At 72.0% G+C, this 26,823-nt stretch carries 17 protein-coding genes; 8 read left to right on the top strand and 9 right to left on the bottom strand.

The window, feature by feature from the left end:
• Position 1: 1 nt before the first annotated feature.
• Genes ACODT5_RS01860 through ACODT5_RS01850 form a run of 3 tightly spaced genes read right to left on the bottom strand, consistent with a single transcriptional unit; the run spans position 2 to position 3,430 of the window.
• The gene (locus ACODT5_RS01860; RefSeq protein ID WP_422517395.1) at positions 2 to 382 is read right to left on the bottom strand and encodes a DUF742 domain-containing protein; all 381 of its coding nucleotides are present in this window, start codon (positions 380 to 382) and stop codon (positions 2 to 4) included.
• The gene (locus ACODT5_RS01855) at positions 363 to 836 is read right to left on the bottom strand and encodes a roadblock/LC7 domain-containing protein (RefSeq protein ID WP_422517394.1); all 474 of its coding nucleotides are present in this window, start codon (positions 834 to 836) and stop codon (positions 363 to 365) included. Before ACODT5_RS01855 ends, ACODT5_RS01860 begins: the two co-directional genes overlap by 20 nt.
• Positions 833 to 3,430, bottom strand: coding sequence for a sensor histidine kinase (locus tag ACODT5_RS01850; protein WP_422517393.1), 2,598 nt, complete (start codon positions 3,428 to 3,430; stop codon positions 833 to 835). Before ACODT5_RS01850 ends, ACODT5_RS01855 begins: the two co-directional genes overlap by 4 nt.
• Positions 3,431 to 3,735: 305 nt before the next feature.
• On the opposite strand from ACODT5_RS01850, the gene ACODT5_RS01845 reads away from it, so the two are divergent.
• A complete protein-coding gene (locus ACODT5_RS01845; RefSeq protein ID WP_422517392.1) occupies positions 3,736 to 4,425 on the top strand; it encodes a response regulator transcription factor in 690 nt (229 codons plus the stop codon).
• Between the two features lie 43 nt (positions 4,426 to 4,468).
• Positions 4,469 to 5,155, top strand: a complete 687-nt coding sequence (locus ACODT5_RS01840) for a peptidoglycan-binding domain-containing protein (protein ID WP_422517391.1) — start codon at positions 4,469 to 4,471, stop codon at positions 5,153 to 5,155.
• Between the two features lie 107 nt (positions 5,156 to 5,262).
• Here the strand turns inward: ACODT5_RS01840 and ACODT5_RS01835 are convergent, their stop codons facing one another.
• Entirely contained in the window at positions 5,263 to 5,931 is a 669-nt protein-coding gene (locus ACODT5_RS01835) for a response regulator transcription factor (RefSeq protein WP_422517390.1), read from the bottom strand.
• A 271-nt stretch (positions 5,932 to 6,202) separates the two neighbouring features.
• Here ACODT5_RS01835 and ACODT5_RS01830 point away from each other — a divergent pair, with 271 nt between their 5' ends.
• From ACODT5_RS01830 to ACODT5_RS01805, 6 genes are all read left to right on the top strand, one after another.
• Positions 6,203 to 7,543 (top strand): choice-of-anchor A family protein, encoded by a 1,341-nt coding sequence (locus ACODT5_RS01830; protein ID WP_422517389.1) that lies wholly within the window; start codon positions 6,203 to 6,205, stop codon positions 7,541 to 7,543.
• A gap of 128 nt (positions 7,544 to 7,671) precedes the next feature.
• The gene (locus ACODT5_RS01825) at positions 7,672 to 9,483 is read left to right on the top strand and encodes a chitinase (protein WP_422517388.1); all 1,812 of its coding nucleotides are present in this window, start codon (positions 7,672 to 7,674) and stop codon (positions 9,481 to 9,483) included.
• A gap of 127 nt (positions 9,484 to 9,610) precedes the next feature.
• Positions 9,611 to 9,910, top strand: a complete 300-nt coding sequence (locus tag ACODT5_RS01820) for a PAAR domain-containing protein (protein WP_422517387.1) — start codon at positions 9,611 to 9,613, stop codon at positions 9,908 to 9,910.
• A 183-nt stretch (positions 9,911 to 10,093) separates the two neighbouring features.
• Positions 10,094 to 12,058, top strand: coding sequence for an ATP-binding protein (locus tag ACODT5_RS01815; protein WP_422517386.1), 1,965 nt, complete (start codon positions 10,094 to 10,096; stop codon positions 12,056 to 12,058).
• Positions 12,059 to 12,308: 250 nt separating this feature from the next.
• Entirely contained in the window at positions 12,309 to 19,646 is a 7,338-nt protein-coding gene (locus tag ACODT5_RS01810; protein WP_422517385.1) for an alpha/beta hydrolase, read from the top strand.
• 19 nt (positions 19,647 to 19,665) lie between these two features.
• The gene (locus ACODT5_RS01805) at positions 19,666 to 21,237 is read left to right on the top strand and encodes a hypothetical protein (protein WP_422517384.1); all 1,572 of its coding nucleotides are present in this window, start codon (positions 19,666 to 19,668) and stop codon (positions 21,235 to 21,237) included.
• Between the two features lie 88 nt (positions 21,238 to 21,325).
• Here the strand turns inward: ACODT5_RS01805 and ACODT5_RS01800 are convergent, their stop codons facing one another.
• The 5 genes from ACODT5_RS01800 to ACODT5_RS01780 are packed head-to-tail and all read right to left on the bottom strand — an operon-like array spanning position 21,326 to position 26,788.
• On the bottom strand, positions 21,326 to 21,793 hold the full coding sequence (locus ACODT5_RS01800; RefSeq protein ID WP_422517383.1) for a hypothetical protein: 468 nt from the start codon (positions 21,791 to 21,793) through the stop codon (positions 21,326 to 21,328).
• Positions 21,766 to 23,289 (bottom strand): lantibiotic dehydratase, encoded by a 1,524-nt coding sequence (locus ACODT5_RS01795; RefSeq protein WP_422517382.1) that lies wholly within the window; start codon positions 23,287 to 23,289, stop codon positions 21,766 to 21,768. Before ACODT5_RS01795 ends, ACODT5_RS01800 begins: the two co-directional genes overlap by 28 nt.
• Before the next feature lie 53 nt (positions 23,290 to 23,342).
• Positions 23,343 to 24,080: a Pvc16 family protein gene (locus ACODT5_RS01790; protein ID WP_422517381.1), complete on the bottom strand. Its 738-nt coding sequence runs from the start codon at positions 24,078 to 24,080 to the stop codon at positions 23,343 to 23,345.
• A 51-nt stretch (positions 24,081 to 24,131) separates the two neighbouring features.
• Positions 24,132 to 25,469, bottom strand: coding sequence for a COG1470 family protein (locus tag ACODT5_RS01785; protein WP_422517380.1), 1,338 nt, complete (start codon positions 25,467 to 25,469; stop codon positions 24,132 to 24,134).
• Entirely contained in the window at positions 25,466 to 26,788 is a 1,323-nt protein-coding gene (locus ACODT5_RS01780; protein ID WP_422517379.1) for an NADase-type glycan-binding domain-containing protein, read from the bottom strand. The genes ACODT5_RS01785 and ACODT5_RS01780 overlap by 4 nt, the downstream gene beginning before the upstream one ends.
• Between the last annotated feature and the right edge of the window lie 35 nt (positions 26,789 to 26,823).

The following is a 26,823-nucleotide window of genomic DNA, read 5'->3' as shown; positions in this document are numbered from 1 at the left end:
GTCAGATGCTGTGTAGTCCACTGAGGACCCTTTCGATCAACGCGGTGGACGGCTCGTCACCGGAGGGTTCGGTGACCGAGACCAGGCCCATGCCGGACAGGTCCGACAGGAGGACGCGGGCGACCCCGACCGGCACGGGCAGCCGGGCGGACACCTCGGCCACCGAGGTGGGCCGGACGCACAGCTCCAGGATGCGGTCGTGCTCGGGGTGCCCGGTGCCCGGCCAGAGGCTGGGCATGGTCTGCACCAGGGCCTCCAGCGGCAGCGACAGCCGGGTCACGGTCCGGCCCGCCGTGATGGTGTACGGGCGGGGGGCGATCGGCGCGGGGGCCGGTGGCGGGGGAGCGGGCGGTCTGACCGGGTCAGTCGGCGACTGCGGCATGGTCCCTCAGCGTGGAGCGGAGTTCGGGCGTCAGGACGTGGCCGACTCTGCGCACCAGCCGGGTCATCTCGTAGCCGAGGACGGCCCGGTCGGTGCCCGCGTGGGCCGCCACCGCCAGCAGCGAGCCGTCCGAGACGGTGACCACGGCCAGCACCCCGTGCTGCATCTCCAGCACCGTGCGGCTCACCGGGCCGGAACCGTGCAGCTCGGACGCCGCGTACGCCAGCGCGGCGAGCCCGCTGGCGATGGGCGAGACGAGATCCGGATCGGGCGACTGCGGGGCGGTGGCCCGGGCGAGCAGCATCCCGTCGGCCGAGACCACGGCCACGTCGAAGACGCCGGGCAGGTCGCCCAGGAACTTCTGGAGGACCCAACGGAACTCCCGTACCCGCTCGCTACCCTTGGGCGCGAGCGCCTCCCGGGCCGGGGCCGCCTCGATTGCGAACGGACTCATCTGCTCTCCTCCTCCTGCTGCGGTCCGGCGTCGGCGGAACGCTCCGCCCCGGCCGGACCGGCGTGGGCGATGCCCTCGTACAGCCCGCTCATCCGGCGCCGGATCTCCCTTGGGTCGGGACCGGGACCGGCGGCTCCCCGGCGGCCGGCTGGAGACGGGTCGGGGGCGGCGGGGGTGCCGGGCGCCGTGATGCTCCCGGCGCGCGACCGGCGCTGACGTACGGGCAGGCCCGCACTGGTCGATTCGTGGGCCGGGCCGCTCTCCGGACCGGGCGCGGGTACGGGTACCGAGACCGGTACCGGGACGTGCACCGCCCGGCCGGAGCCGTCCGACGGCACGACACCGGCGCCCTGAACGCCCGAGTGCTGCGGCGCGGCCGGGGTACGGGGGGCCGCCGGACCGGAGTCCGTGGGCGCGGGCAGCGGGCCGCCCACGCCGGGGCCGCCCAGCGCGCGGATCGGCAGCGTCGGATGGTCGGCTCCCGCGCCCGGGTTCGGGCGCGGGGCGGCGGCGGCCTTCGCGGCGCGGGCGCTGCCCGGGCCGGTCGGCCCGCCGGGGGTCCAGGGGGTGGGCACGGCCCAGCCGCGGATCACGGGACGCTCCCGGCCCGGAGGCCGCACCGGCGCCGGCGCCCGGCCGGGCCCGGGCCGAACGGCGGACGGGGCCTGCCGGACGAGCAGCGCCTCGGGCAGCACCAGGGCGGCGATCAGCCCGGCTGGGGTGTTCGCGTACAGCCTGACGTCCACCGCGTGCTTGCGGGCCAGGGCGCCCACCACGTACAGGCCCATGGACTCGCTCAGATTGTTCCGCTGTCCGGCGGGCTGCCGCAGCACGTCCTCCGCCTCGGTCAGCTGCTCGGCGCTCATGCCGATGCCCTGGTCCCGGATCTCCAGCAGCAGCCGCCCGTCCGGCATCCGCTGGCCGCTGACGACGACCCAGGTGTCGGGGCTGGAGAAGGAGGCCGCGTTGTCCAGCAGTTCGGCGACCAAGTGGACGAGGTCGTCGGCGGCGTAGCCGACCACGCCGAGCGGCGGGACCGCCCGGTAGGTCACCCGCTGGTACTCCTCGATCTCCGAGGCCGCGGTCCGGACGACGGCCAGCAGCTCGGTCGTCTCGCGCCGCTCGGCGGTGATCTCCGCGCCCGCGAGCACCAGCAGGTTCTCGCTGTTGCGGCGGATCTGGGTCGCCAGGTGGTCCAGGTGGAACAGCCGGGCCAGCTCGTCGGGGGCGTGCTCGCCGCCCTCCAGCTCGGTGATCACGGCCAGCTGACGCTGGACCAGGCCCTGGTTGCGGCGGGAGAGGTTCTGGAAGAGCTGGTTGACCTCCTCGCGCATGGCGGCCTGCTGCCGGGCGAGGCCGACCGCTTCCAGGTAGACCCGGTCGAAGGCGCGGCCGACGTCACCGATCTCGTCGCGGGTCCGCGGCGCCAGCACCTTGCCCTCCAGGGCGGCCGGGAGCTCGCTGCCCGCGCTCAAGTGCCGGGTCACCTCCGGCAGGTGCTCGTCGGCCACCGAGACCGCGGACCGGCGCAGCCAGCCCAGGCCGCGCACCAGGTGCCGGGAGGTGGCGAACACCAGCAGAGCGGCCAGCAGCAGGACCACCACGGCGATCACCAGGTCGGTCACCACTTGGTCGTACGCGGTCTCATTCTGCGCCGACGCCTCCGCCAGCACGCGCCGCTCGACCTTCTCCTGCAACTGTGTCAGCTCGTCGCCGGTCCGGGTCAGGTCCTCGTCCCAGGTCTTGGGCAGTGCCTTGGCGACGGTCACCTGGCTGGTCGCGGCGCTGCTGCCCAGCTTCTGGAGGGCGGCCGTCAGCGCGCGGGCCGGATCGGCGCCGAGGATCCGCTGGAAGGCGGCGGCCTCCTCCGGCTGCGCGTAGAGCCCGAACTCCATCCCGGTGATGTCGCGCACGAGCTGGGCGGCAACGATGTTGCCCTGCTGACCGGTGCTCAGCGTGCCGGGCTGCCCCGCGCTGGCCAGCACGGACCGCTGGCTGGTGACCATCGCCGTGTTCAGGGCGATCGTGTAGAGGGTCCAGCCCGCGCCGCGGGCCTGCTCGCCGATCCCGCCGACCTGGTTGTAGAGGCTGGCGATCGAGACGATGACCCCGCCGTACCCGTGCTCGACCTCGGCGGGGTCGGTGGCGCCCGCATCGGCGAGCTTGCGCAGGCCGAGGAGGGAATCCACGCCCGCGCTGGTCACCTTGCGCTGGCGTTCCATGCCGGAGTGCTCGGGCAGTGCGTCGAGTTCCTTGAGGAACTGGCGGGCCCTGGCGTCGGTTTCGTCGCGGCCCTTCTGGTCGGGGCCCTTGGTGCCGGCCTCGTCGGCGCGTGCCCGGGGGTCGACGGCCAGGTCCCGCTCCCGGGCGAGCGCCGTGATCAGCGAGGTGCCGGTGCGGCTGGTCTCCGCGATCCGCTCGGTGCCCGCGTAGGTATCGGCGACGTCCAGCGCGTCCTTGATGCGTAGCCCGGCGAAGCCCATGGCCGCCAGCAGCGGGACGAGGACGACGATCAGCATGCGGGTCGGTACGCGGAGGTCGGCGAGCACGCGCTTGCGCCAGGGCAGAGGTGGCCGGGTGCCTGCTGGGATCACGGGAGACCTGGTTTCGGAGGGAGGACGGATGCCGCACTTCACGTCGTGTTGAGGCTTGCGCATGCAACGGCACGGGACACCTGCCTTTGGCCCTTTTGGTGCGGGACCAAAGTCCCGAATATGAAGAAGGCTGGAACCGTTCTCCATCCGGGTGATTCGTCAATCATTGTCAATTTGCATCGGGGAAAGCAATCTGACGATGCTTAAGTCTATTTAAGAATTCGTTACGCAGATCCTAAGTCGACACGGGTGACAATGTGATCATGAACTTGACGGCGGAATTTCGCGGAGCATCGGTGGACCCAATGCAGCAGGAGAATCGGCGCACCGTTCTCATCGCCGATGCCGAGCCGACGTTCCGTGCCGGGCTGCGTCACGTCCTGGAGGAGGAGCTGGGCCGGTTCGAGGTGGTCGCCGAAGCCGCCACCCCCGCCGAGGTGACCCGGCTGCTGCGCAGCACGGAGCCCGAACTCGTCGTCATGGACCTCGCCCTGGCCCGCACCCTGGGGCTGCGCGCCGACCGGCTCGGCGGTCTCCTGCCGCGCCCGCCCAAGGTCGTCCTGCTCACCGGGGGCGGACACGAGGGGCTCGACGAGGCGCTGGACGCGGGCGCCCGGGGGTTCGTCACCCGCGACCTGGACGCCGGGCTGCTGGGCGCCGTGCTGTGTCACGTCCTGGCCGACGGCTGCGCCATCGCCCCCGAGGTCTTCGGCGGGCTCATGGAACGGCCGTCTGTCTGCCAGGCGCAATTCGCCCGCGCGCACCACCGCGTCCGGCTGCTCAACCCCAGCGAACGGCACGTGCTGCAACTGCTGGGGCACGGCTTCGAGAACGCGCAGATAGCCGAGGAACTCCACCTGTCCCGGGCGAGCGTGAAGACGTACGTCTCGCGCCTGCTGAGCAAACTGCACCTGGACAACCGGACGCAGGCGGCCCTGGTGGCGAACGAGACCGGGCTGGCGGGGCGGGGTGGGCTCATGAGTATCCTGCCCTAACGTATGTACTTATATATGTAGGGACAAAGGGCGGTGGTGGGCGATGGCCGACCGGTCTGAGGATCCGGCGACGATGACGCTGGACGTCGGCGGGCTCGCCAGTCGGCGGCGCCGCTCCCGGCTGGCCCGCTGGCGCGTTCCGCTCTGCGCGGCCGGTGCCCTGGCGGTACTCGGCGGCGGTGCGCTCTTCCTGGCGAGCGGCGGCGGCGGGCTGGCGGCGGCGGACCGGGGCGCGGGCGCCCCCGATGGGCCGGTGCGCCAAGACCTCGGCCCCGCCGGTGCGTCGGGATCGGCCGGTGGGCACGGCCCGGGCTCCGCGTCCCCCGGCGCCGGCTCGCCTTTGACGGGCCCCGGCGGGAGCCCGACCCCGCAGGGCAGCCCCAACGGGGCGAACCGCGACGGTTCCACGCCGCAGGGCGCGAGCCCCGACGGGGACGGCGGCCGCCCGGGCACCGACCCGGGCTCGCACTCCCCGGACCGGCCCGTGCCGCCCGGTCCGCCCACCCCGACGCCGTCCGACGACACCCTGCGTCCGGGCGACCGGGGCGCCGAGGTGCGCACGCTCCAGCAGCGGCTGTACGGGCAGGGGTTCACGTACGTCGAGGTCAGCGGCGAGTACGACGACCGGACCCGGCGCGGTGTCGTGCAGCTGCAGAGCGACCGCGGTCTGACGGGCGACCCCTCGGGCGTCTACGGCCCGCACACCCGGGCGGCGTTCGGCCTGGGCTGACGCCGCCGCCCCGGAGGGCCCGGCCGCCCCGGAGAGCCCCCGCCGCCCCGGAGAGCCCCGCCGCCCCGGAGAGCCCCGCCGCCCGGAAGGCCGGGTCCCCCGGGGGCTCAGTCCCCCAGCAGGTCCAGCTCGTGCGCGAGGACCGCTGCCCGCGTGCGGTTGTCCAGTTCCAGTTTCTGCAGCAGGCGGGAGACGCGCGCCTTGATGCTGGAGACGGACAGGAAGAGCCGGTCCGCGATCTGAGCGTTGCTCAGACCCGCGCCGACCAGAGCCAGGACATGGCGCTCGGAGTCGTTCAGCCTGCCCAGCAGCTCCGCGCGGCGTTCCGCGGGCACGGCCGCTGCCGTGCTCCGCGTCGCCTTGGTCATCAGGTAGCCGAGCATGTCCGGCGAGACGAGCGTGCCGCCGTGCATGACCGTGTCCATGGCGCGGTGCAGCTCCGTGCGGCAGATGTCCTTGGTCACGAAGCCGCACGCGCCCGCCTCCAGCGCCTCCAGGGCCCGGTCGTCCGCCCCGAACGTGGTCATGACGATGATCCGCGGCGGCTCCTCGACGCGCATCAGCCGCCGGGTCGCCTCCACGCCATCGACCCGTGGCATCCGCAGGTCCACGAGGGCCAGTCCGACCTCGTGCTCGCGGGCCCGTACGACCGCCTGGATGCCGTCCTCGGCCTCGGCCACGACCGTGTACCCGGGCAGGGAGCCGACGATGCAGGTGAGTCCGGACCGGGTGATCGGCTGATCGTCGACGATGAGGACGCCTACGTCTGGGGCCATGGGAGCCGTTCCTTCTGTTGAGCGGGCATACGGGATACGCGGATATGGGGGCATGCGGACATTCCGATCAACTGTTATCAGGCTGGGGCGTATTCGGCGAGACGGAGGGATCGGGATCGAGTGACCTGCATCACGCTTTAGGTCCAGTTAAGGAACTTAAGGACTGTTTGTCTGATCTGTCGCAAAAATCAGTATTTGACGTCAAGATCGCGTGTGGTGGATGGTCGATCCGTCCCCCTCCCATGCCGCCCGTTCGAACGGGAGTTCCTTCATGCGTGCCTCCACCGTCCTCGCCACCGCTGTCGCCGCCGTCGCCGCCGGTTCCCTCACCCTCGTCCCGGCCACCGCTGCCGTCGCGGCTCCACCGGTCTGCGCGCCGGGCGCCGCCGGAACGCTCGGAGTGGCGGGCGCCTACGCGGAGTTCGTGGAGGGCGACGCCGTCCGCTACGCCGACTCCGAGGGCGCCGTCGCCGTCGGCGGCAACGCCAAGTTCGGCGACAGCGCCTCCGGCCAGGGCTTCTCGGTGGGAGCCAGGCTCTCCGCCGCCGACCTGGGGGCGCTGCCCGGCGGCAAGTCCCTCGTCGTCGGCGGCGAGCTGACGGCCAACCAGGTCGTCATCGGCAAGGGCGAGGGCGTCTACCGCTCGCTGAAGGACGCCAGCCGCCCCGGCGGGTTCGCCATCGACGGCAAGCACGCCAAGGGTTCCCCGCCCGTCGACTTCGGCAAGGAGTTCGGCGCCCTGCGGGCGGGCTCGGCCTCCTGGGCCGCGGTCAAGGCCGCCGGCTCGGTGACCCGCCCGGAGGGTTCCAAGGCACTGCTGCTGACCGGCAAGGACGCCATGCTGAACGTCTTCAGCGTGGACGCCGCCGAGCTCCAGAAGGCCGACCGGATCGCCCTGAAGGTCCCCGCCGGATCCAGCACCCTCGTCAACGTGCTCGGCTCCGGCTACGACATGTCGGCGGGCCACCTGTACGGGGTGGAGCTGTGGGACCCGCAGACCAAGAAGTTTGTCATGGACGACTACGACGCCGGTTCCGCGCGGTTCAAGGAGATCCGCTCCCGGCTGCTGTGGAACTTCCCGCAGGCCACGTCCGTCAAGAAGAACCACACCTCCTGGCCGGGGACCATCCTGGCGCCCAACGCCGCCGTGCAGCTCGGCTCCGGGGGCGCCGGGCAGACCGGCCCGGGCCATGTGAACGGCTCCGTCATCGCCAAGCGCCTCACGTCCGTGCCCGGCGCCGAGACCCACCAGATGACCTTCCGCGGCTGCCTGCCCGGCACGGGCGGCGGCGGTACCGGCCGGCCGATCCCGCCCACCCCCAAGCCGAGCCCCACCAGCACCACCCTGCCGCCCGCTCCAAAGCCCACACCCACCCCCAGCGCGTCCGCCGGGACGAAGCCGGGCGGCGAGCCCTCCGCGAAGCCCTCGGGCGCCACCCCGTCCGGTCCCGCCTCGCCCTCCGCCCAGCCGTCCGGCAAGGCCGACGGCTCGCTCGCCACGACCGGCGGCGGCGTCGACTCCCGGATCGTGCTCGGCGCGGTCGGCGCCCTCCTCGTCGGCGGCGCCTGCCTGACCACGGCGGCCCTGCGCCGCCGCGCGGCCCGCCGCTGACCCGTCCGGCACCCCCTGAGCCGCACCCCCGCACCCCCGCACCCCGGGTACCCGCCCCCACGCACGGGTACCCGGGCCGGCTCCCCCACCGGCACACCGCATCCCCCACACCCGAAAGCGAACCGTCCATGCGCAAGCGCACCCTGATCGGACTCGCCACCGGCGTGGCCGCCGCGGGACTCCTCGTCCCCGTGTCCGTCTACGCCACCGACGCCTTCATCGACACCGCCGCCTCCTCCGCCCAGGCCGTCAAGGTCAGCCTCACCGGCAGCACCTGGTGGCTCAGCGGCAGCGTCAAGATCCCCGGAGCGGCGCCCGGCTGGAAGCTGGAGTTCGACGTCGCCTCCGGGCCCGCCCCGCAGGTCTATACCGGCAAGTCCACCGTCTCCGGCAGCCACGTCACCGTCACCGCGGACACCTACCAGGGCGGCGAGTTCACCTTCGGCGTCGATCTGGGCGGCAAGCACACCTCCTACGAGCTGAAGAACTTCAAGCTCAACGGCAAGGCCATCGACGCCCAGGGCGCGTCCTGGAAGGACGGCGACGGCGGCTCCAAGCCGCCGGTCCCGCCCACCCCGACGCCCCCGTCCCCGACCCCGACGCCGCCCACCCCCACCCCGACGCCGCCCACCCCGCACCCGGACGAGATGAAGCCCGGCGAGAGCTGGGTCTCGGACAAGGGGCTGAAGCTGACCGCCGAGTTCAAGGACTGGGGCACCTCAGGACAGCTGGACTTCACGATCACCAACACCGGCACCAAGGACATACCCTCCTGGTCCGCCCTCTACGGCCTGGAGGCGTGGCTGCTCCCGGGCGACTCGTGGGGTGACGGCAACGTCGCCGTCCAGAAGGTGCACAAGCGGCTCCAGATCACCGGCAAGGGCGCCCTGAAGGCGGGCACCTCGGCGAAGGTGTCCGTGGCCACCACCCAGCCCGGCCCCGACGGCCGTCCCCCGGTGGACGTGGGCAAGCCCGCGGCCTCCTGGCGCGGCGCGAGCCCGTTCATCGACGCCGCCGCCTACCCGGTACCCGACCTCGCGCAGATCTCCAAGGACACAGGCGTCAAGCAGTTCGTCCTCGGGTTCATCGTCGGCGACAGCCAGGGCAAGGGCCTGCCGCGCTGGGGCAGCGACGCCATCACCCCGAGCCAGCACCTGGCCAAGTCGATCGCGGACCTCCGTGCCTCGGGCGGCGACGTGGCGATCTCCTTCGGCGGCGAGAACGGCCACGAGCTGGCGGTGGACCACAAGTCCGCCCAGGAGCTGGCCAAGACCTACCAGGGCGTCATCGACCGCTATCGCATCAACAAGATCGACTTCGATGTCGAGGGCTCGGTCCAGACCAACGCGGCGGCTAACAAGCGGCGCGCCGAGGCGTTGAAGATCCTCCAGGACAACGCCCGCAAGAACGACACCTCCCTCCACGTGTCGCTCACGCTGCCGAGCCTGGCGTCCGGCCTGGTCCAGGACGGCAAGAACATGCTGAAGTCCTTCACGGACGCGGGCGTCCAGCCCGACGTCGTCAACGTGATGGCCATGATGATGGGTCAGTCCGTGCCCGACATGGGCAAGTACGGCGACGCCGTCATCATGGCGGGCGAAGGCCTGCACAAGCAGCTGAAGGAGTCCTTCCCGAACAAGTCCGACGCCGAGCTGTGGCGAATGGTCGGCATCACGCCGAACATCGGCAAGAACAACGGCGACGGCGGCCAGGGCGTCGGGGACAAGGGCGTCGTCACGGTCGCCGACATGAACAAGATCCAGAAGTTCGCGGCCGAGAAGAACATCGGCATGCTCTCGATGTGGTCCGTCGGCCGCGACCAGCAGTGCGCCGGCGGCGCCGTCCAGTTCGACAGCGGGTGCAGCGGGGCCAAGCAGCAGAAGTACGACTTCTCCAAGGCCGTCTCCCAGTACAAGAAGGAGTGGCGGATCGGCAAGTGACCGCCGCCGGAGAGGACCAGGTGTCACCCATCGGGGACACCCGGTCCTCTCCGGTCCACTTGCGCGCCGTCGGGCACGCCGTACGTTCGGACCTGACGAACCCGCACCCCAGCAAGGAGCCGTGCCCATGCCCCCAGCAGCACGGGTCGGTGACATGCACACCTGCCCCATGCAGTCCCCCGCCGTACCGCCCGTCCCCCACGTCGGCGGCCCGCTCATGCCACCGGGCGCCGTGAACGTGCTCATCGGCGGCCTGCCCGCCGCCACGGTCGGCAACCTGTGCACCTGCGTGGGCCCACCGGACACCATCGTCAAGGGAAGCGCGACGGTGCTGATCGGCGGCCGTCCGGCGGCCCGCATGGGGGACACCACCGCACACGGCGGGATCGTCGTCGCGGGACTGCCCACGGTGATGATCGGCGGCTGACCGCCACCCGGCAGGAGGACGGTGCGCGGTGTCAACCTTCGTCGGCAACGGTCCACCCGGGCCGACGGCCAGGACACCGGTCCTTGCCTAGGGTCGAAGCGGGCCGGGTCCGGCCCGTGGCCGCGGGGGCGGTGCATCCCGCGCCCCGCGGCCCCGCCCCGCGCAGCGAAGGAACCGCCCCGCATGACGCCGACGTCCACCTCCACGCCCACCCCCCTGTTCGGGGAGCGCCTCGACGTCGTGGAGGAGCGGCTGCGGCGGCTCTACATGCGTCACGAGTCCGGCATCCCGTCGGACCTGGTCGACCCGGACGGACCCGACGACACCGGGAACGGCCCGGCGAGTTCGCCGTCCACCCCCGTGTGGCCCGACGCCGACCGTCTGGCCGAGCTCGACCGGCAGGGCGACCGGTTGGCCCGCCTGGTAGCCGGGTTCGGCCTCACCGAGCGGGAGACGGACATCCTGCTCACCTGCCTGCTCCCGGAGATCAACCCGGTCTGCGGCAGCGCCTTCCGCTTCCTGACTGGGCTGCCCTCCTCCCGCCCCACCGTGTCCGTTGTCCTCTCCGCCCACGGCATCACCGTGCCCGAGGCCCTCGGCACCGGTCTGCTGCGGCCCGGCTCGCCACTGCTCACCGCCGGACTGCTGACGTACGAGGACGACGCCGCCGCCTTCCCCGACCGGCTGCTCCACGTCCCCGGCCGCCTGGTCGACTTCCTCGCCGGCCGCGAAGGGGGCCCCGAAGCGGGCGGCGTCCCCTGGCTGCGGGTACTGCCCCCGCACGCCTGGGCCGCACACGAGGCGGACCCCGAGGCCACCGGCGAGCTCCACGGGGCGCTCGACGCCGACCCGCGCCGCACCCGGTACCTGCGTCAGGGCATCCGCGGCGAAGCCCTCCCCGCCGCCCGCGAGGTACTCGCCGCCCTCGGCCTGGTGCCCCTGCTGCTCGACCCGGACGCGCTCGCCGCCGCCGACGCCCCGCCAGCCCGGCTCGCCGAACAGGCCGCGCTGGAGGCCCGGTTGCTGGGCGCCGCCGTCCTGCTGCCGGTACCGCCGCCCGGTACCGCCACCTCCGAACGCGTCGACCTGCTGCGCCGCGTCGTCGCCCGGCTCGACGAGGCCCCGCCGCTGCTGCTGCTCTACGGGGCCCAGCCCTGGTCCGCGTACGAGTGGGACGCGCCGCTGCCCGACGAGACCGACCTGCGCTCCGCCGCGGCGCGCAAGCCGCGCGACCAGCTCGGCGCCGCCGCCTCCGCCGCCGTGGAGCGCGTGCACCGCGGCTGCGCGCTGCGCGCCGCCACCCCCGCCATGCCCGAGGTACGGGCCGCCGCCCGGCTCCGGTCGGCCGCCGAACTCGGGGCACTGGCCCGGCACATCGAGCCCGCAGTCGGCTGGCAGGACCTGGTCCTGCCCGGGTCCGTACGGCACCGCCTCGACATGCTCGTGGCCCGCGTCCGCCATCGCGAGGAGGTGTTCCAGGACTGGGGCATGCGCCGGGGCGGCGGCCGGGGCCAGGGCACCGCGGCCCTCTTCGCGGGCGAGTCCGGTACCGGCAAGACCATGGCCGCCGAGGCGCTGGCACACGAGCTGGACCTCGACCTGTACGTCGTCAGCCTGCCGTCGATCGTCTCCAAGTACATCGGCGAGACGGAGAAGAACCTCGAACGTGTCTTCTCCGCCGCCGAAACCCTCGACGCCGTCGTCCTCTTCGACGAAGCCGACTCGATGTTCGCCAAACGCGGCGAGGTCAAGGGCTCCAACGACCGGCACGCCAACATGCAGAGCGGCTACCTCCTGCAACGCCTCGAAGCCTTCAACGGCCTGACGATCCTCACCACCAACCTCCGCTCCAACATCGACTCCGCCTTCACCCGCCGGTTCGACGAGGTCGTCCACTTCGAGAGCCCCGGCCCCGACGTCCGCGCCCAGCTGTGGCGCGCCCTCCTCGGCGAGGCGGCCCCCCAGGACCTCCCGGTCGACACCCTCGCCCGGGCCTACGACCTGGCGGGCGGCAGCATCCGCGCCTGCGTGGAGAGCGCCGCCTTCGAAGCGGTGGCGGCGGGCCGGCAGGTGACCGGCGAGGACCTCCTCGCCGGCATCGAGACGGAATACACCAAGCTCGGCCGCCTCTTCGGCCGGATCGGCTGACGCCGGTGCCCCGCGCCTGCGTCAGGTGTCGACCTTCGGCACGTGGATGTACTCGAACGATGCGGGCCGGTGCTCGGCCCCGCCGTTAGCGTTTCGGTGCCACGTGATCTGACGCGTTCCTCCGCACTCGCGGTCCCACGGGTGCCCTTGCAGCAAGTGGCTGCCTCCCGACAAGCCGAGATCGCATGGACGGGGCCTCTCGACGCATCCGATGCCCCGCCGCATCACGAGTAGCTAGGACAGCCACGACATGACCCACGGTCAGCACGCCGATGTACAGCCCTCCCAGGACTGGGAGCGAAGGCCCGTACAGAAGCCCGTTCCGCCGTCCGCACCAAGCGAGTCCCTTGCGCAGGGCGGTCCGGTGACGACGGGGGCGGCAGCGGCTCTGGGCGCCTGGGCGGAGCGTCGGGAGACACCGGGTGGTGGTGCGCTCGACGGGGCGCCCAGCGCGCCCCCGGCAGAGGAGATCGAACAGGCGGAGGAACTCGCCCTCGAGGCCGGCCAGCCCCGCGACTTCGCCGGGGTGGACAGTGCCAACAGGCGAGAACTGGCAGCGGGGCTGAGCCGGCCCGCGCCCGCGTCGGCCGGCCGCGCCCAGGTCACACCAGGAGTGTCCAGCCATCAGGCGGACGAGGCCGTGTCCTCCGTCACCAACGCGCTCCGTGACGGTGAGGCCGACCTGTTCCAGGATGGTGGGACCGACCCGTTCCAGCGCCCGTCCCGGATGGTCGGTACCTCCCGGGTCCCGGCACCGGAGGACCTGCGCAAGGTCAACGCCGACCACCTCGCCAGGGCCCTCGCCCTGGCGGAGGGCCTCCCGTCCCAGGTCCTCGTCTACGAACCGGAGTTCAAGGACGTCGGACGCATGGCCGTCGCCCTCGGCGACGTCGAGACCGCCACCCACGTCTGCGTCCTGATTCCCGGCATGGGCAGCTCGCCCGCCGACTTCGACGGACTCGTCCGCCGCGCCCGGGTCGTCTACGACGAGTGCCGCAGCGTCGACTCCGAGGCGAAGGCCGCCATCATCGCGTGGCAGGGCTACAAGGCCCCCCGGGACCTGCGCAAGGGCAAGGGCGAGGTCAGCGACGACACGCAGGCCAAGGAAGGCTCCAAGCTCCTCAACATTGACCTCGCACACTGGCGTGCCCTCTGGAGGAACAGCGGCTCGCGCAAGAGCGCCGGTCTGCCGGAGCTGCCTCAGATCACCGTCAACGGGTTCAGCTACGGAAGCGTCGTCGCCGGCTACGCCCTCATGCGGCGCACCGAGGCCGGCGGTGTCTCCGACACCGCCAAGGGTGCCTACGCCGGTATGAACCGGGAGATCGTCCATCAGGCCATCAAGCTCTTCCCCATCACCGCCGGAGTGAAGAAGCACTGGCAGGGCGGCACCGTGACGGAGGCCATCGTCGAAGGCGTCAAGAAAACGGTGCCCCTCGTCGGGATGGCCGCGGATCCCTCGCTCACCTCGGCCGCCGCGTACCTCGTCTCCCCCGTGAAGGCGACCGTCATGCGCTCCGTCAACCAGGCCCGCGCCGCCTACGGGAGCGAACCCCTCGGCGGCGGGGAAGCCGACTACCTCGTCCTCTTCGGCAGCCCCGGTACCGGCCGCCGTGCCCAGCACCTCAACATCTCCCCCCACCGCATCTTCGTCGCCGCCCACAAAGACGACACCATCAGCAAGCTCAACTTTTTCAGCATCGACCCCGCTCACGTCAGGTACGACCCCACCGGCAAGGTCACCCGCCTCAAGAGCACCTACACCAAGAACCCCGCCGGCAGCTGGACCGATGCCCATACCAGCTACTACGACCCGGCGAGTGAGGCCCAGCCGGAACTCGAATCCCTCACCAATCTCGCCCGCATCATCACCGGAAACCGGCACAAGGTCACCCCTTACAAGAAGCGGGACGGCCTCATCCTCGAAGGGCACAAGAGCCTCGTCGCGCGCCTCTTCACCAACCCCCCCACCAACACTCGGGTTCCCGGCCACGGACGGTCGGCGCCGGGGCAGTCGGCGGCACCGGCGAAGAGCGGGGGCAAGCGCAAGAAGCGCAGCCTGGAGGATGCGGGCGTGTCCGGTAGCCCGCAGGGGTTCGAGCCGGCAGCCACCACGGAGGAGGACCCGTTCGCGGTGATCGACCCGCTGCTCCGGGAGATCACCGTGTCCTCCGACGAGCGGGCGAAGTCCTCGGCGACGGTCGACCGCACGATCCGTGAGGCGCTGGAGGCCGAGAGCGGGTCGGCCGACGCACGGACGGTGAACCTCGGCATCCGGGTCACCGCCACGTACCACCGGCGCCTGCAGAACCCCAACCTGGTCGATCCGCGCGAGGTCGCGGGGAAGACCCGCACCTTCACCTTGCGCGAGGTGGTGCTCGGCGAGATGGACCGCGAGAACGACCTGACGAGCAGCGGCTGGTCCCGCTCGCTCGTCACCCCGCCCGGCGGGCTGTCCACGGACCTGTGGCGGGCGGTGCGCAGCGACGCCACCCGCCGGAGGGTCGGCGAAACGATCCTGAGTGACTCGCTCAAGGTCGTCGACACGCCGGAGAACAAGGCGTCCTACCTGAAGTTCGCGAAGGACCGGGTCACCGGCGCGCTCTCGAAGCTGTTCCCCGCTCTGGCGGACGGCAGTACCGTCGCGGACGCGGTCAGCGCGGCCATCGCCGGCGAGCACCTGCCGCAGCTCGTGGTCTTCAACGAAGAGGTGGTGCCCAACCTCGTCGCCTTCCCCTGCGGCGAGGACAGCCTGATCGTCTCGGTCGCCACCGGTGACGTGAAGGTGCTGCCGCCGATGTTCTACTCCACGGACTGGGAGCGGTTCGTCCGCGGGCACCTGTCCGCCTACGAGAGCGGCCGGGCCTCGTCCAGCGCCTTCAGGCCGAAGCGCGCGCGGCTGGGCAGCATGGGCGCGTCGCGGGAGATCCGGTACGTTCCGTTCACCTTCCGCGCGTCGGCCCAGGTGTACCAGGACCTGTGGGACGCGGGCCTGACCAAGGTGCGCAGGGAGGCGGACGCGCTCTCGTACACCCCCGAGGAGCAGCAGCGGGACGACGGCCTGCGGTTCAAGCGCAATCTGGCGTCCGCCGTGAGCAATCTGGCCACGGTCGTCGCGGCCGGTCTGACGGGTGGCGCGGCGCTGGCGGTCAGTCTGGTGGCCGGGGCCGCCGGTATCGCCTCCTCGGCCTACCAGGGCCAGTTGGGCGGGGTCGCCGACCGTGGCGACGTACGCCGGCACGCGGAGGAGGACGCTGCCCTGGGCATGGTGTTCGCCATCGGCGGCGCGGTGCTGGACGTGGCCGCCGCGGCGAAGTTCCTGCACGCGGCGACGCCGGGGGCGAAGGCCGCCGCGGCCAAGCAGCTCCGGTCGGTGATCGCCAAGGGCCAGGAGAAGATCCTGACCCGCCGGATAGCGGGACGCATCGAGGGCGGGCTGCGGGGGAAGGCACCCATGGAGCGCACGTCCGCGTACGCCTCGGCCATCGCGGGCAGCCCGGACCTGCCGACGGCCGCCTTCCGGCGCGGCGACGTGTGCTGGGACGCGGCGATCCGGATGGACGAGCTCGCCGGGGTGATCACGGCGGCGGAGGCAGCGCGGCTGCGCTCCGTGACCCGGGCTACGACCTTCGACGCGTTCCTCGGCGGCAAGGAGATGAAGGCGGTCGCCAACCCGGAGAGCCTGGCCCGCATGCCGCTCGGCGAGCGGGTGGCGATCGTCGGGGGCGCCGGCAGTGAGCAGCGCATGCTGCACGCCATGACCTCGACCGGCAACGGCAAGGTGGCCGGGCTCAACAACGCGGGCATCAACCCGCGGCTGAGCCCCGGCTACGCCGAGTTCGACCTGACGAGCGACGCGGGCCTGACATTCCGCGGCGACGGGGTGTGGGAACTGGCCGACGGGCAGCAGGTGCGGGTCTACGTGCACGCGGACGCCCCGGAGTTCCGCATCGAGTCGATGCGGCCGCAGGGCGCGGTGGCGCAGCTGGCGGAGGCGGACAGCCTGCTGTCGGCCAAGCTGCTGAGGTTCGCCCGCAAGGACGGCAAGATCAGCAAGCTGCTGCCGAATCCCAGCGAGAACTGCGAGAAGCTGATGGAGCCGGTCGCTACCTTCGCCACGCGGATGGGCTTCACCGACATCCGCTACGCGGGCATGGATATGTGGTCCAACGGCGGACGCATGACCCTCAACGACAACCACTTCGTGGTGATCGGCAGCAAGGGCGGCAAGGACTGGGTGTTCGATCTCTCGGCAGGCCAGTTCGCCAATAAGGGGATGCAGGGACTCGACGGACCGCTCATCCTGCCCATGGAGAACTGGCTGGCCAAGTACCAGCAGAGCACCACCACCAAGCTGATCAAGATGCGGGAGTTCAGCAACAGCGGCAGCGCGGCGACCGAGTTCAGCACCCAGTCGCCCCGCTGGGCGCTGGAGTACCGGGAGGGCACACAGCTGCTGACCCGCCCCACCTGGTACGACTCGGGCATGTCCGCACGTCTCGCGGACCGCACGGTACGGGTCTCGGTCAAGGCCGCCACCGTCCCGAAGGCGACGGCGACCGCGGTGGTCGGCGGCGCGCCCACGGTGGCCCCGGTGGTCGGGCAGCGCGCCGGGACCGTCGACGTGGTGTTCCCCGGCTTCCTCGGCGAGGTCGCGGAGGTCCTGCTGCACCCCAGGGTGCGGTTCCACCTCAAGTACGCCGGGCGGATCATCAAGTGCGTCCTCGCCCCGAAGCGAAACACGTCGGTCGTCCTGCGTGGCGGCGACGGCACGGTCGCGGAGGTCGGACCGGAGGAGACCCGGACCGTGGAGCTCCCGGTCGGGACGACCATCTCGCTGGAGGTCTTCCCCACCTACACCGTGCAGCTGGGCGACAGCCTGTGGCGGGTCGCGAATGCCGAACTCGGCGACGGTGACCGGTGGCGGGAGATCTACGAACTCAACAAGGCCGTCATCGGCGAGCTGCCCGCCGGGCAGGAGCGCAACCAGCGCACCGTGCGCCAGGTGTGGCGGATGCCCGAGTCGGACGTCGAGGCCAACCGCCTCAAGGTGAGCAACCACATCTCGAACCGCTGGTGGGACAAGACCTTCCGGGAGGAGGTGCAGCAGGCCGGGGACTCCAGCTGGGCTGTGGTCGCCGGGTTGCAGCGCACGACCGGCATCATCGACGACGCCGAGATGCACCGGCTCGTCGGCGCCACCTCCGCCCACGACTTCACCGACTTCCTGGGCGGGGAGGGCCAGGAGATCACGGACGTGGACAGCTTCGGCCGGTTGAAGCAGGGCTACCGCGTGACGTTCGTGCAAGTGGACGGCGGGCGGCAGGAGATGATCCACGCCATGCTCAGCATGGGCCTCAGCGAGCTGGTCGGCGTGCACAACGGAACGCTGCGGGCCGGACTGCCGGACGGCTTGTCGCGCGAGTACCCGCTGGGCGACACGTGGGAGACCCCGGACGGGGCACTCAGGTTCACCCCTGAGGGGGCCCGTCTCGCCGACGGCCGGCAGGTGCTGGTCCTGGCGGAGACGGCGGCCGCTTTCGACAGCGTCAACAGGCCGAGCGGCCACCACCGGACACCATCCGGGACCGCCGGTCCCACCGACAGCGGCACGACGTCGAAGAAGCGGGGCAAGAGGGCCGCGGGGCAGGAACCGCAGGCCCCGACGGGCCGCGGTGGCACGAGGTCCAGCCGCAGCGAGACGGCGTCGCGGGAGCTCTTCGCCAAGCTGACGCGGGGGGCGGACTCCATCGAGACCCGCAAGCTCAGGAGCCGGCAGTACTTCGACAACACCATCCGGGACGTCGTCGCTGGGCTGACGAAGGAGTCCGCCGCGGAGGCCATGCCGCTGGACGGCAAGTGGACGTGCGTGATCAACCTTCCCCGTACGCACGAGACCGTGACGATGAACAACGGCGCGACCTCGCACCGCTGGCAGGTGACCACCCGGGACCTGGCGCTCGGCGAGCCGCAGCGGAAGAATCCCACGATCTGGAACCGGTCGCGCATCGAGCTCACCGCACCGGCCGGTCTGTCCCGGCCGGTCGTCGACGCGCTCAAGGGCACGGCGGTCCGCGACGGGGTCGCCGCGCAACTGAAGGCCGATGCGACACGGGTCCTCGACGGCACGGAGTTCCAGAAGAGCTTCAAGGAGTTCACCGCTTCGCGCCTGCGCGGCACGATGGCCCGGATCTCCGTCTCCGCGAAGCAGGAGAACGCGCGCCTGTTCACGCGGGCGTGGCTCGCCGGGGCCCTGAAGGAGAACCTGGTCGAGTTCAACGGCAAGGTGGTGCCGGGCCTGGTGTCCGTCGGCATCGGCACCGAACACCTCCTCGTCTCGGTGGAGACGGGGGAGCACCACTACTGGCAGTGGTCCGACTCCGGCAGCTCGTACGAGTCGTTCCTCCGCAAGCACCTGTCGCGCTTCGAGGGCGACGCGGCGAAGGCGATGGACTTCGAGCCGGGGCGGACCAGGGTTGGGATGCGGATCGGTCGGCTGAAGATGCAGCCGACCGGTGACTCGTCCACCGCCCTGTGGCAGGCGGCCCGAGACAGGGTGCTGTCGGACCTCGACGGGCTCGTCTACACCTCGGCCGAACACGACGGCGAGGTCCACGCCCGGACCATGCGCGACCTCATGGTGGCGCTGGCCCTGGTGACGCTCCCCATCACCATCGGTACCGCCGGAGGCATCTCGTCCGCCATCGCGCTCGGCGCGGGCGTGGGGTTCGGGTTCGCGGAGGCGCACTACGGGGACCGGGTCGCCGAGAACGCCGACCGCGGCGACGTCTACCGGGAGGCGATGGAGGACGCCGCGCTGGGCCGGATCCTCTCCGTGGCAGGAGCCGCCGTCGACGCGGCCTTCGTCCTGAAGGCCATGAAGACGGTCAAGGCCAAGGTCGCCGGGGTGCGCGCCAAACCCCGCGCGGCGGCGCCCGTGGCCAACACCGCCGACCAGACCGCCGACCTGTGCAAGGCCGTGACCGAGCCCCGGCGCGCGAGGGTGCCCGTCACGACATCCTCCGCCGGTGACATGGCCGTGGAGAGCCAGACGTTCACCGACCTCGCCAACATCCCGGCAGCGGCGACCCGGGCCCGGCGGCAGGCGGTGACGCGGGGCGCGAACGATTTCGCGGCCGATGTCATCGAGTCGGACACGGCGTCGATGCTCCGCGAGATCTCCGGCGGCATCACGCGGCCGAACGGCAAGTGCTACGACGTCCTGAAGCCGGTCAAGCACTACATGGAGTCGAAGGGCTTCACCAACATCAGGTTCCGGGGCATGGGGATCTGGCAGCGCGGGGACAAGTTCCCCGCCAACAACCACTTCGCGGTCCTCGCCGACCACCGCGGCCAGACCTGGGTCGCGGACTTCACGGCCCACCAGTTCCCGAAGATCACCACACCGATCTTCAAGCCGGAGCCCGCGTGGGCCAGGGTCTGGCAGGAGAGCACCGAGATGAAGCTGGTCAAGTACAAGGACTTCGACTCCATGCTCGACGCGAAGTCGACCTTCGACTCGATGATCGGGCCGTTCGAAGCCATCGACGACGCCACCGTCCTCCTCACGCCCACGTGGGCGTCCTGAACAAAGGAAACCCCAGCTGATGCCGCTCGAACATGCAGTACAGCAACGCCGGACAGAAAGCAAAGGCATACGGAAGGAGGATGAGGGCACATCCGTCACCCCGAAGAAGGCACATCTGACACAACCGGAAATGCGCTCTCTTGACTGTTGGTCCGGGCAGGCGCCGGCCCATCAGGACTGGGCCGGAAGCCAGGAGGAGTTCACCGCACGTGTTGCTGCCGAGGAGGACAGGCTCGGTATCTTCCTGTCCCGGCAGGACGGGCCGCGCAAGGCGGCGCAGGCCATGCTGGACGCTCTCCATGGGGCACTGACCGCATACGCCCGCTGGAAGAATATTCCTGAAGAGAGCATCGACAGCTTGGTTCGCCAGGCGTTCTTCCAGGATGATCCGGGCAGTGCCGGGCAGACCGGCATCGACGGCGCCCATGCCCGCTTCGAATCGCTCCGGTCCCCGGGCGCGAACACTCGCGAGGTGATGACAGCCGTCTACAACGCCTCCTATGCCAAGATCTTCGGCCATGCGGGTGACCCGGACGTACTCTCCCTCAAGGGAATCATCGGCGACTTCTTCCTCAGCCCCGCCGCGGACATCGGTGCCGCGGCAGACTCCGTCCGCACCGCCGGGCTCAACAGCACCTACCTCGGCGCACTGGCCGACTTCGTCACCAAGGCCGCGGAAACCGGCTCTGGGAATCCCGACGTATTCTGCCCCCCATGGCTCGCCCAGTACTCCTCTGCGGACGATGCCGACAATTACCAACTGGCCATGGAGGGGCGGAAATTCCGCTCCAGCATTGAACATCCGCGGGTTTCCGTAGGTGATCTGCTCACCGCGGGCGAACCCATGGGGGACAGCGAAATGGAGTACTTCAGGAGCTTCGTCTATGCGTTTACCCGCACCGACCTGGCCACCACCACTCACACGGTGGAAGAAGCGCTCGCGAAGTACGGTGCGAAATCCCTGGCAGAACTCAGGAAGCACACAGACGTCGCCCTTGTCAGGGACAACTACACAACTGCAGAGGACGGCACTCTCGTCGTCGACAGCGTCGATGTCACCGCCGGCAAGGTGAAGTGGGCCAGGGTACCCAGGGACTCCCGTCAGCCGCAGGTCCCCGACGCCGACATTCCCCTGCCCTGGCGGACCGGCGAAGAATATTTCACCGTCGCCCCGGACTCCGCCTGGTACAAGGACGTACACGGCAACAAGGGGTACCCCGTGCGCACCGGCACCTCTGGCACCACCATGCGGATGCTCGTCAGCTACGGTGCCCTCGGCGCCCCGGGCGGCAGGCCCACCGACTTCCTCTACGCCCTCATGGCGTGGATGCTCCCCCGCCACGACCATTCCCTCTACGAAATCTTCCGCGGCGCCCAGATGACGGCGCGAACCGGCGCAGGCCCCTCCCCCCAGCGTCCCGGTTTCACTGGCGGCTGCACCTTGGACGAAGAGGACGGCAAACTCACCGGCCTTCTCCGGCTCATTGACGCACCCAACGGTCTGCGTGACGCCTACCCGCTGCTTGCCGCTGCTCTCGCCCAGGACTTTCCTGGCCGGCTCACCCCCGGAACCTGCTCTCCGGCACCCTGACCCGCCCCCCGCGGCCACTGCGCGGTGGATGCCCGAGCGCGGGCCCCCGCCCACCGTCCGGATGCCGGCGGCGCGGGCCCGCCGTTCCTCAGGCGGGCCGGGCCGTGCGCGGGCGCGCCAGGTCGTGGAGGGCCTGGGCGAGGAGCAGGCGCAGGTACGTCTCCTGCTGGACGCCGATGCCCACCCGGTTGGCGAACTGGTGCGCGGCCCGGCCCAGTACGTGGTGCGCGGCGATCGCCGCGTCCGGCGGGCGCCGGGTCCCCTTCCAGGCCGAGTCCGGGTACAGCTCGCTCAGCCCGGCGGGCGCGTACGCGCCCTCGGCCGCCAGCGTGGTCAGACGGGCGGCCAGCGTCCGCACCGAGTGCGACCACGCGGCGGCCGGTCCGGTGCCCCGCGCGCAGTGCGCCCGCGGGTCGGCGTCCTCGTGGACCGCGGCGGCCCGGGCCCCGTCGCCCACGGCCCACAGCCAGCCTGTCTGCTCGCGCAGGCTCGCGCCCCGCGCCCGGTAGGTGGACTGGGCCGCGCCCGCTATCCGCCGCCGCAGACCGGCCGCCACCGCTCCCAGGGCAGCCCCACGGCGGTGTCCGACAGGAGGTGCTCGTGGAAGGGCGTGCGGGCCGCGGTCCGGGTCCGCGTACGGGCCCGGAGCCGGGCGGGGATCCGGACCCGATCGTCGGGAATGGGCGCCAGTCCGGGGGAGCGCAGCACGGTCCGCGCGGCGGCGCGGGCCGCGGCCCGCTCGCCGGGGCTGTCGCTGTCCCCGTACGCCCGCAGCAGCCGCCGCAGTTCGCGCAGCGGAGCCGCGACGCCGTGGCTTCCCGGGGCGGCGGTGCGGTCGGCGGTGCAGGAGGGCACGGCGGGCGCGGGGCTGCCGGAGGCCAGGGCAGGAGCCCGGCCGCCCGGCGGCCCGACCCAGGCGAGGAGTTCACCCAGCTGGTCCGGGGCCTGGTCGGCGAAGGGCAGCCGCAGTTCCAGCAGACCGGCGGCGGCCAGCGCGTCGACGAGCGCGTCGGCCTGGTGCGGGGTCCGCCCGCCAAGGGCCAGCAGATCGGCGCGCAGCCCGCCGAGGGTCGCTCCGCCGGGGGCCTCACGCACCAGCCGCAGGCAGCTCCGCACCGCCTCGTCGGCCGGTATCCGGGAGACGGGCTCACCGGACTCGGAGCTGAGGAACCACAGGCGGCCGTCCTCCTCCACGGTGCTCGGGTTGACGCGTACCCCGAGGCGGCGGGCCAGCTCGGGGCGGGTGGCGAGCTGCCGGGCGAGCTGCTGGAGCATCCACGCGCAGGGCTCCACGACGCCCCGGGCGGCGCCTTCGGGCTGGTCACGCTCGGGCAGCGCGGCCCGGCCGTCCTGGCCCGGACCGTGGCCGAAGGACCCGTCGGCGGTCACGGTGAAGGTCGCGTACCGGCTGGGCCGGGTGGCGGCCCGGGCCACCTGCCGGGCCAGCAGTCGCAGTACGGCCTCCCCGGGGAGCGCGGCCGGGTCCTGGAGCCACCGGTCGAGCTGTTCGAAGACCTCGGGGCTGCCCTGCACCAGGCCGCGCCCGAAGCTCCGGCCGCCGACGGCGGTGCGCAGCGCGGCGGTGGTGGAGGGCGTCTCGGCGGCGTGGATCCCGGCGAGTTCGGCCGTGCAGAGCCGGTAGCGTTCCAGTTCGCCGAGCCAGCGATCGACGCGTTCGCACACCTCGTCGGGGAGTGCGTCCCACACCTGCTGGCCCCACACCCAGTCGTCCGGCGGCACCAGCCCGGCGAGCGCCGAGCGGACCGCGGCGACGGCGGGCCGCAGCCCGCTCGCCCCGGTCGTGGAGCCCCGGACCGCGAGCCGGGCGAGCAGCGCGGAGAGCTGCCGTCCCTCCTCGTCCAGCCAGCGGTGCGCCGGTACGAGGGAGTCGACGGCGGCCCAGGTACGGGTCGCGCGCAGCGCGGTCAGCTCCCCGGCCGGGACTCCGGCGGCCCGCACCGCGAACGTCGGCGCGACCCAGTGGCCCGGTCCCGGTCCGGATCCCGGTCCCGGTCCGGTGAACTGCCACGCTGCCCCGCCGAACTGCCGCACTGTCCTGCCCGCCTCGCCGTGATCCGAGAATCCCGATGGTGTCGGGATTCAATCTAGGCGCCGGATTTCTCCGGGTGCGGGGCAGAAGATGACGGTGTGTATCCGCTGGAGGACTTCCGGCTGATCTCCTCCACGTTGCGCCGCGGCCGGGCCGTGCCCCGGGGCCGGGGCCGGGGCGGGCGATGCGGCGGCTCCGGCGGCACGACCGGCGGGTCGAGCGGGGCGGCCCGCAGGCCGAACTCCCGGATGCGCTCGGTGGTCACCTTCGTGTCCGGGAGGCCGACGGGCACGGTCACGAGCAGGTCGAGGACGGGCCGGGCCGGCGTGCCCAGGCCCGACCAGAGCTTCGCGGCGGGGGACTCGGCCCCCTCCGGGACCTCGCGCAGCTTGAGGGTCGGCCGCTCCGTCAGCGACGTACTGGCGTACACGGACGGGGCGGGTGTCAGCCGCTCGGTGGCCACGCACCACTCCAGCAGGGTGCCCAGCAGCCGGTGTTCGTCGCGCGGGCTGTGGCCCCACACCGTCATCGCGTACCCCAGCCGGAAGGACCGGGCCGGCTTGCTGCGGCCGACGACCATGCCGTTCTCGTCGATGATGTTGGAGTCGCCCGACTGTCGTTTGCCCGTGTCTTCCTCGATGCTGTGCAGGAAGAGGTTCACGCACAGCCCCGAACGCCGGGCCGCCCATTCGGAGTTGGGCGTCTCGAAGGCGATCTCCGCGTTCACCCCGCTCAGCGGGCCGGCGCGCAGCTCGCGCTCCAGGGTGTCGTCTGCGTGCTGGACGATGCTCATGGGACGGTCAGCTCCTCCGGGGGACGGGCGCGGGGCGCGCGGTGGTGGGGGTCACGGGTTGGGTTTGATCTCTTCGGCGTTCGGGCCGCTGAGCGGAATCAGCTGGCCCGTGAACAGGGCGGTCGCCGTACAGGTCGTCGGTGCGGTGGGCGCGCTCGGCGGGGCGGGCGGGGCGGAAGGGCTGCCGGAGGCGGACGGACCGGTGCTCGGGGCTCCGGAGGGCGGGGCGGGGCAGTCCAGCTGGAGGGTGAGCTTCTCCTTCTCCTTGGGCGACACCGTGGGGGGCACGGGGACGTCCTTGACGCTGTTCGCCCCGAAACTCGCCAGCTGCGTCGACCCGGCCTTGAGGATGACGACGCCGGTCAGCGGCCCGGCCGCGGTCAGCTGCACGGTCTTGACCGACAGCCGGTAGCCCTTGGGCACCACGTACTCGGCGACCGGCTTGCCGGTCTTCGTGTCGGCCACCAGGGATTCCTGGACGTCCTTCTTCTTCGGAGCCCCCGCCGACTCCTGGTCCTTCTTCTCCTTCTCCGCCTTCTCCTCCTCCTGCTTCTTCGCCTCGGCGTCCTTCTTCTCCTCCTCCTGCACCGCCTCCACCTGCGAAGGGCCCTTGGCGGACTCGGACTCGACCTTCGGTTTTTTGCCGCCCACCGGGGAGATCCATAGCACCGCGAACGCGACCAGCGCCGTCACCACCGCGATCAGCGCCTTGAGCGCTGGCTTGGGCAGCAGCGGGCGCTGCCGGTGGGTGAAGGAGGCGGAGCCGTCCTCCGCGTGCTCCTGCTCGATGTGGATCACGATCGGCCAGTTGGCGGCCGTTCCGGTGAACATCGGGTTCAGCACCCGCGTCAGCAGGCTGACCCGGGCCTGCTCCCCGGGCTTGAGGACGAGGCGGGAGCGGCGCAGCGACACCTTCAGCGGTGCGTCCTTGGCCTCCGGCGCGACGCGCAGCCGCACCGTCGCCGTCGCGTTGCCGGTGTTCTCCACCACGACCAGGTTGCTGCTCCACAGCGCCCCGCTGACCCGCGCCCGGTCCGGCTCGATCTCCGCGTCGTGGAACTCGCCGACCTGGATGTCCGCTTCGGGCACGGCCACCGCGCCCGGATCCTCCACGGAGGCCACCCGGACGGCGAAGGACAGCGGGCCGGGCGCGAGCTCGCTGTCCCGGGGCAGCGAGACCGGGATGTTGATCTTCTCGTGGTTGCCGGGGTAGACGGGCAACTGCCCGAGATCGGGCTCGGCGTCCGGCCACCACGCGGGCGGCCCGACCAGCCGCAGCTGGTACGCGTCTACGATCCGGCTCTCGTTCCACACCCACAGGTGCGCGGTGAAGGCCTCGCCCGGGGTGATCACGTCCTCGGGGACGGTGAGTTCGGCTCGTAGGCTCATGTTTCCTGCCGGCTCAAGAACTGGATCTCGGCCATGGCGACCGGCATGTTCGGCTTGAGGCCCGGGTGCACGGCCTCGATCCTCACCTGGACCCCCATCACGTTGTCGATGCCCAGGTCGAAGCGCTGGGGGCCGGGCTGGCCGCCCAGCGTGATCTCCTTCTCCACCAGACCTTGGTCCGTGGTGGTCGCCGTCACCGTGATCTTGGTGGGGCGTCCGGTCTCGAAGAACTGGCCCGGAGTCTTGGACGCGCCGTTGACGATGAGCAGGGACGTCAGCCGGAAGGGCGCGTTGAACTGGGCGGTCCAGTACTGGCCCACCGCCTTCTGGCCGGTGCCCTTGGGCGCCCACGCCTTGTTGTCCACGCCGTCCGAGGCCAGGTTCGCCTCGAAGCCCTTGGTGGCGCTGGAAGCGGACACCTTGTCCGGCGCGACGGCGTACTGCGACAGGAACCGGTCCTTGACCAGAGGTACCGCCCGCTGCGCGGCCGCCGCCGCACTGCCCATCGACATGCCCGCCGCCATGCACACCGGCAGCGCGACGGCCACGATGCCCCAGCGGCGGTCCCAGTGCCACACGTCCGGACGCTCCAGGTACTCCTGCCGGATCCGCTGCCAGCGGGTCGCCTCCGGCGGCTCGGGTTCGGGCCGCAGCAGCGCCCCGCAGGGGTGGCAGTACGTACGGTTCTCCGCGTTGGGCTGGCGGCACTCGGGGCACAGCAGGAGGTGCGGGATGCCGTCGGCGGGGGTCGAGTCGGCCGGGGGGTACCCGGTGCCGGTGCCCGTTCCGGTCCCGGGGCCTTCGGCGGCCGCGGGCGCGTCGGGCACGGTGGTCCACAGCACCACCTCGCCGCTGATCACCTGGGTCCGCTCGGCGGCGGACTCGGCCGCCGGGGTCACGTACCCGACCGGGGCCGCCGGGTACCCGACGGGGGCGGCCGGGTACCCGACGGGGGCGGCCGGGTACCCGACGGGGGCGGCCGCGCCCGCGCCGGCCGGAGCGGTGAACTCCGATGGCCGCCGGGCGGGTTGGGGGCGGGCCGGTTGCGGCCGGGCGGTCGGCGGCGCGGGTGCGGTCTGCGCCTGCGCGAAGAGCGGGTCGGGGTGGAACAGCTCACCGGTGAGATCGGTGGTCCGGCCGTTCCGGGACCCGCGCAGCCCCTCGGGCCAGCCGTCCTGACCGGTCGGCGCGGTCCCGTACGACGTCCCCTGCGAGGGCACGTACGAGGGCGAGGGCGCGGGCGCGTACGTGGGAGAGGCCGCCGGTTCCGGGTACCCGGAACCGGCGGCGGGATGGGCGGGGCCGGTCGCGGGGTACACGGAACCGGGGCCGATGGAGCGGAACGGATCGGCCC

The organism is Streptomyces tatrensis (assembly GCF_049310065.1).
Lineage (GTDB): Bacteria > Actinomycetota > Actinomycetes > Streptomycetales > Streptomycetaceae > Streptomyces.
The sequence above is the reverse complement of the archived record's forward strand: the minus strand, read 5'-3'. Positions and strand labels throughout refer to the sequence as shown.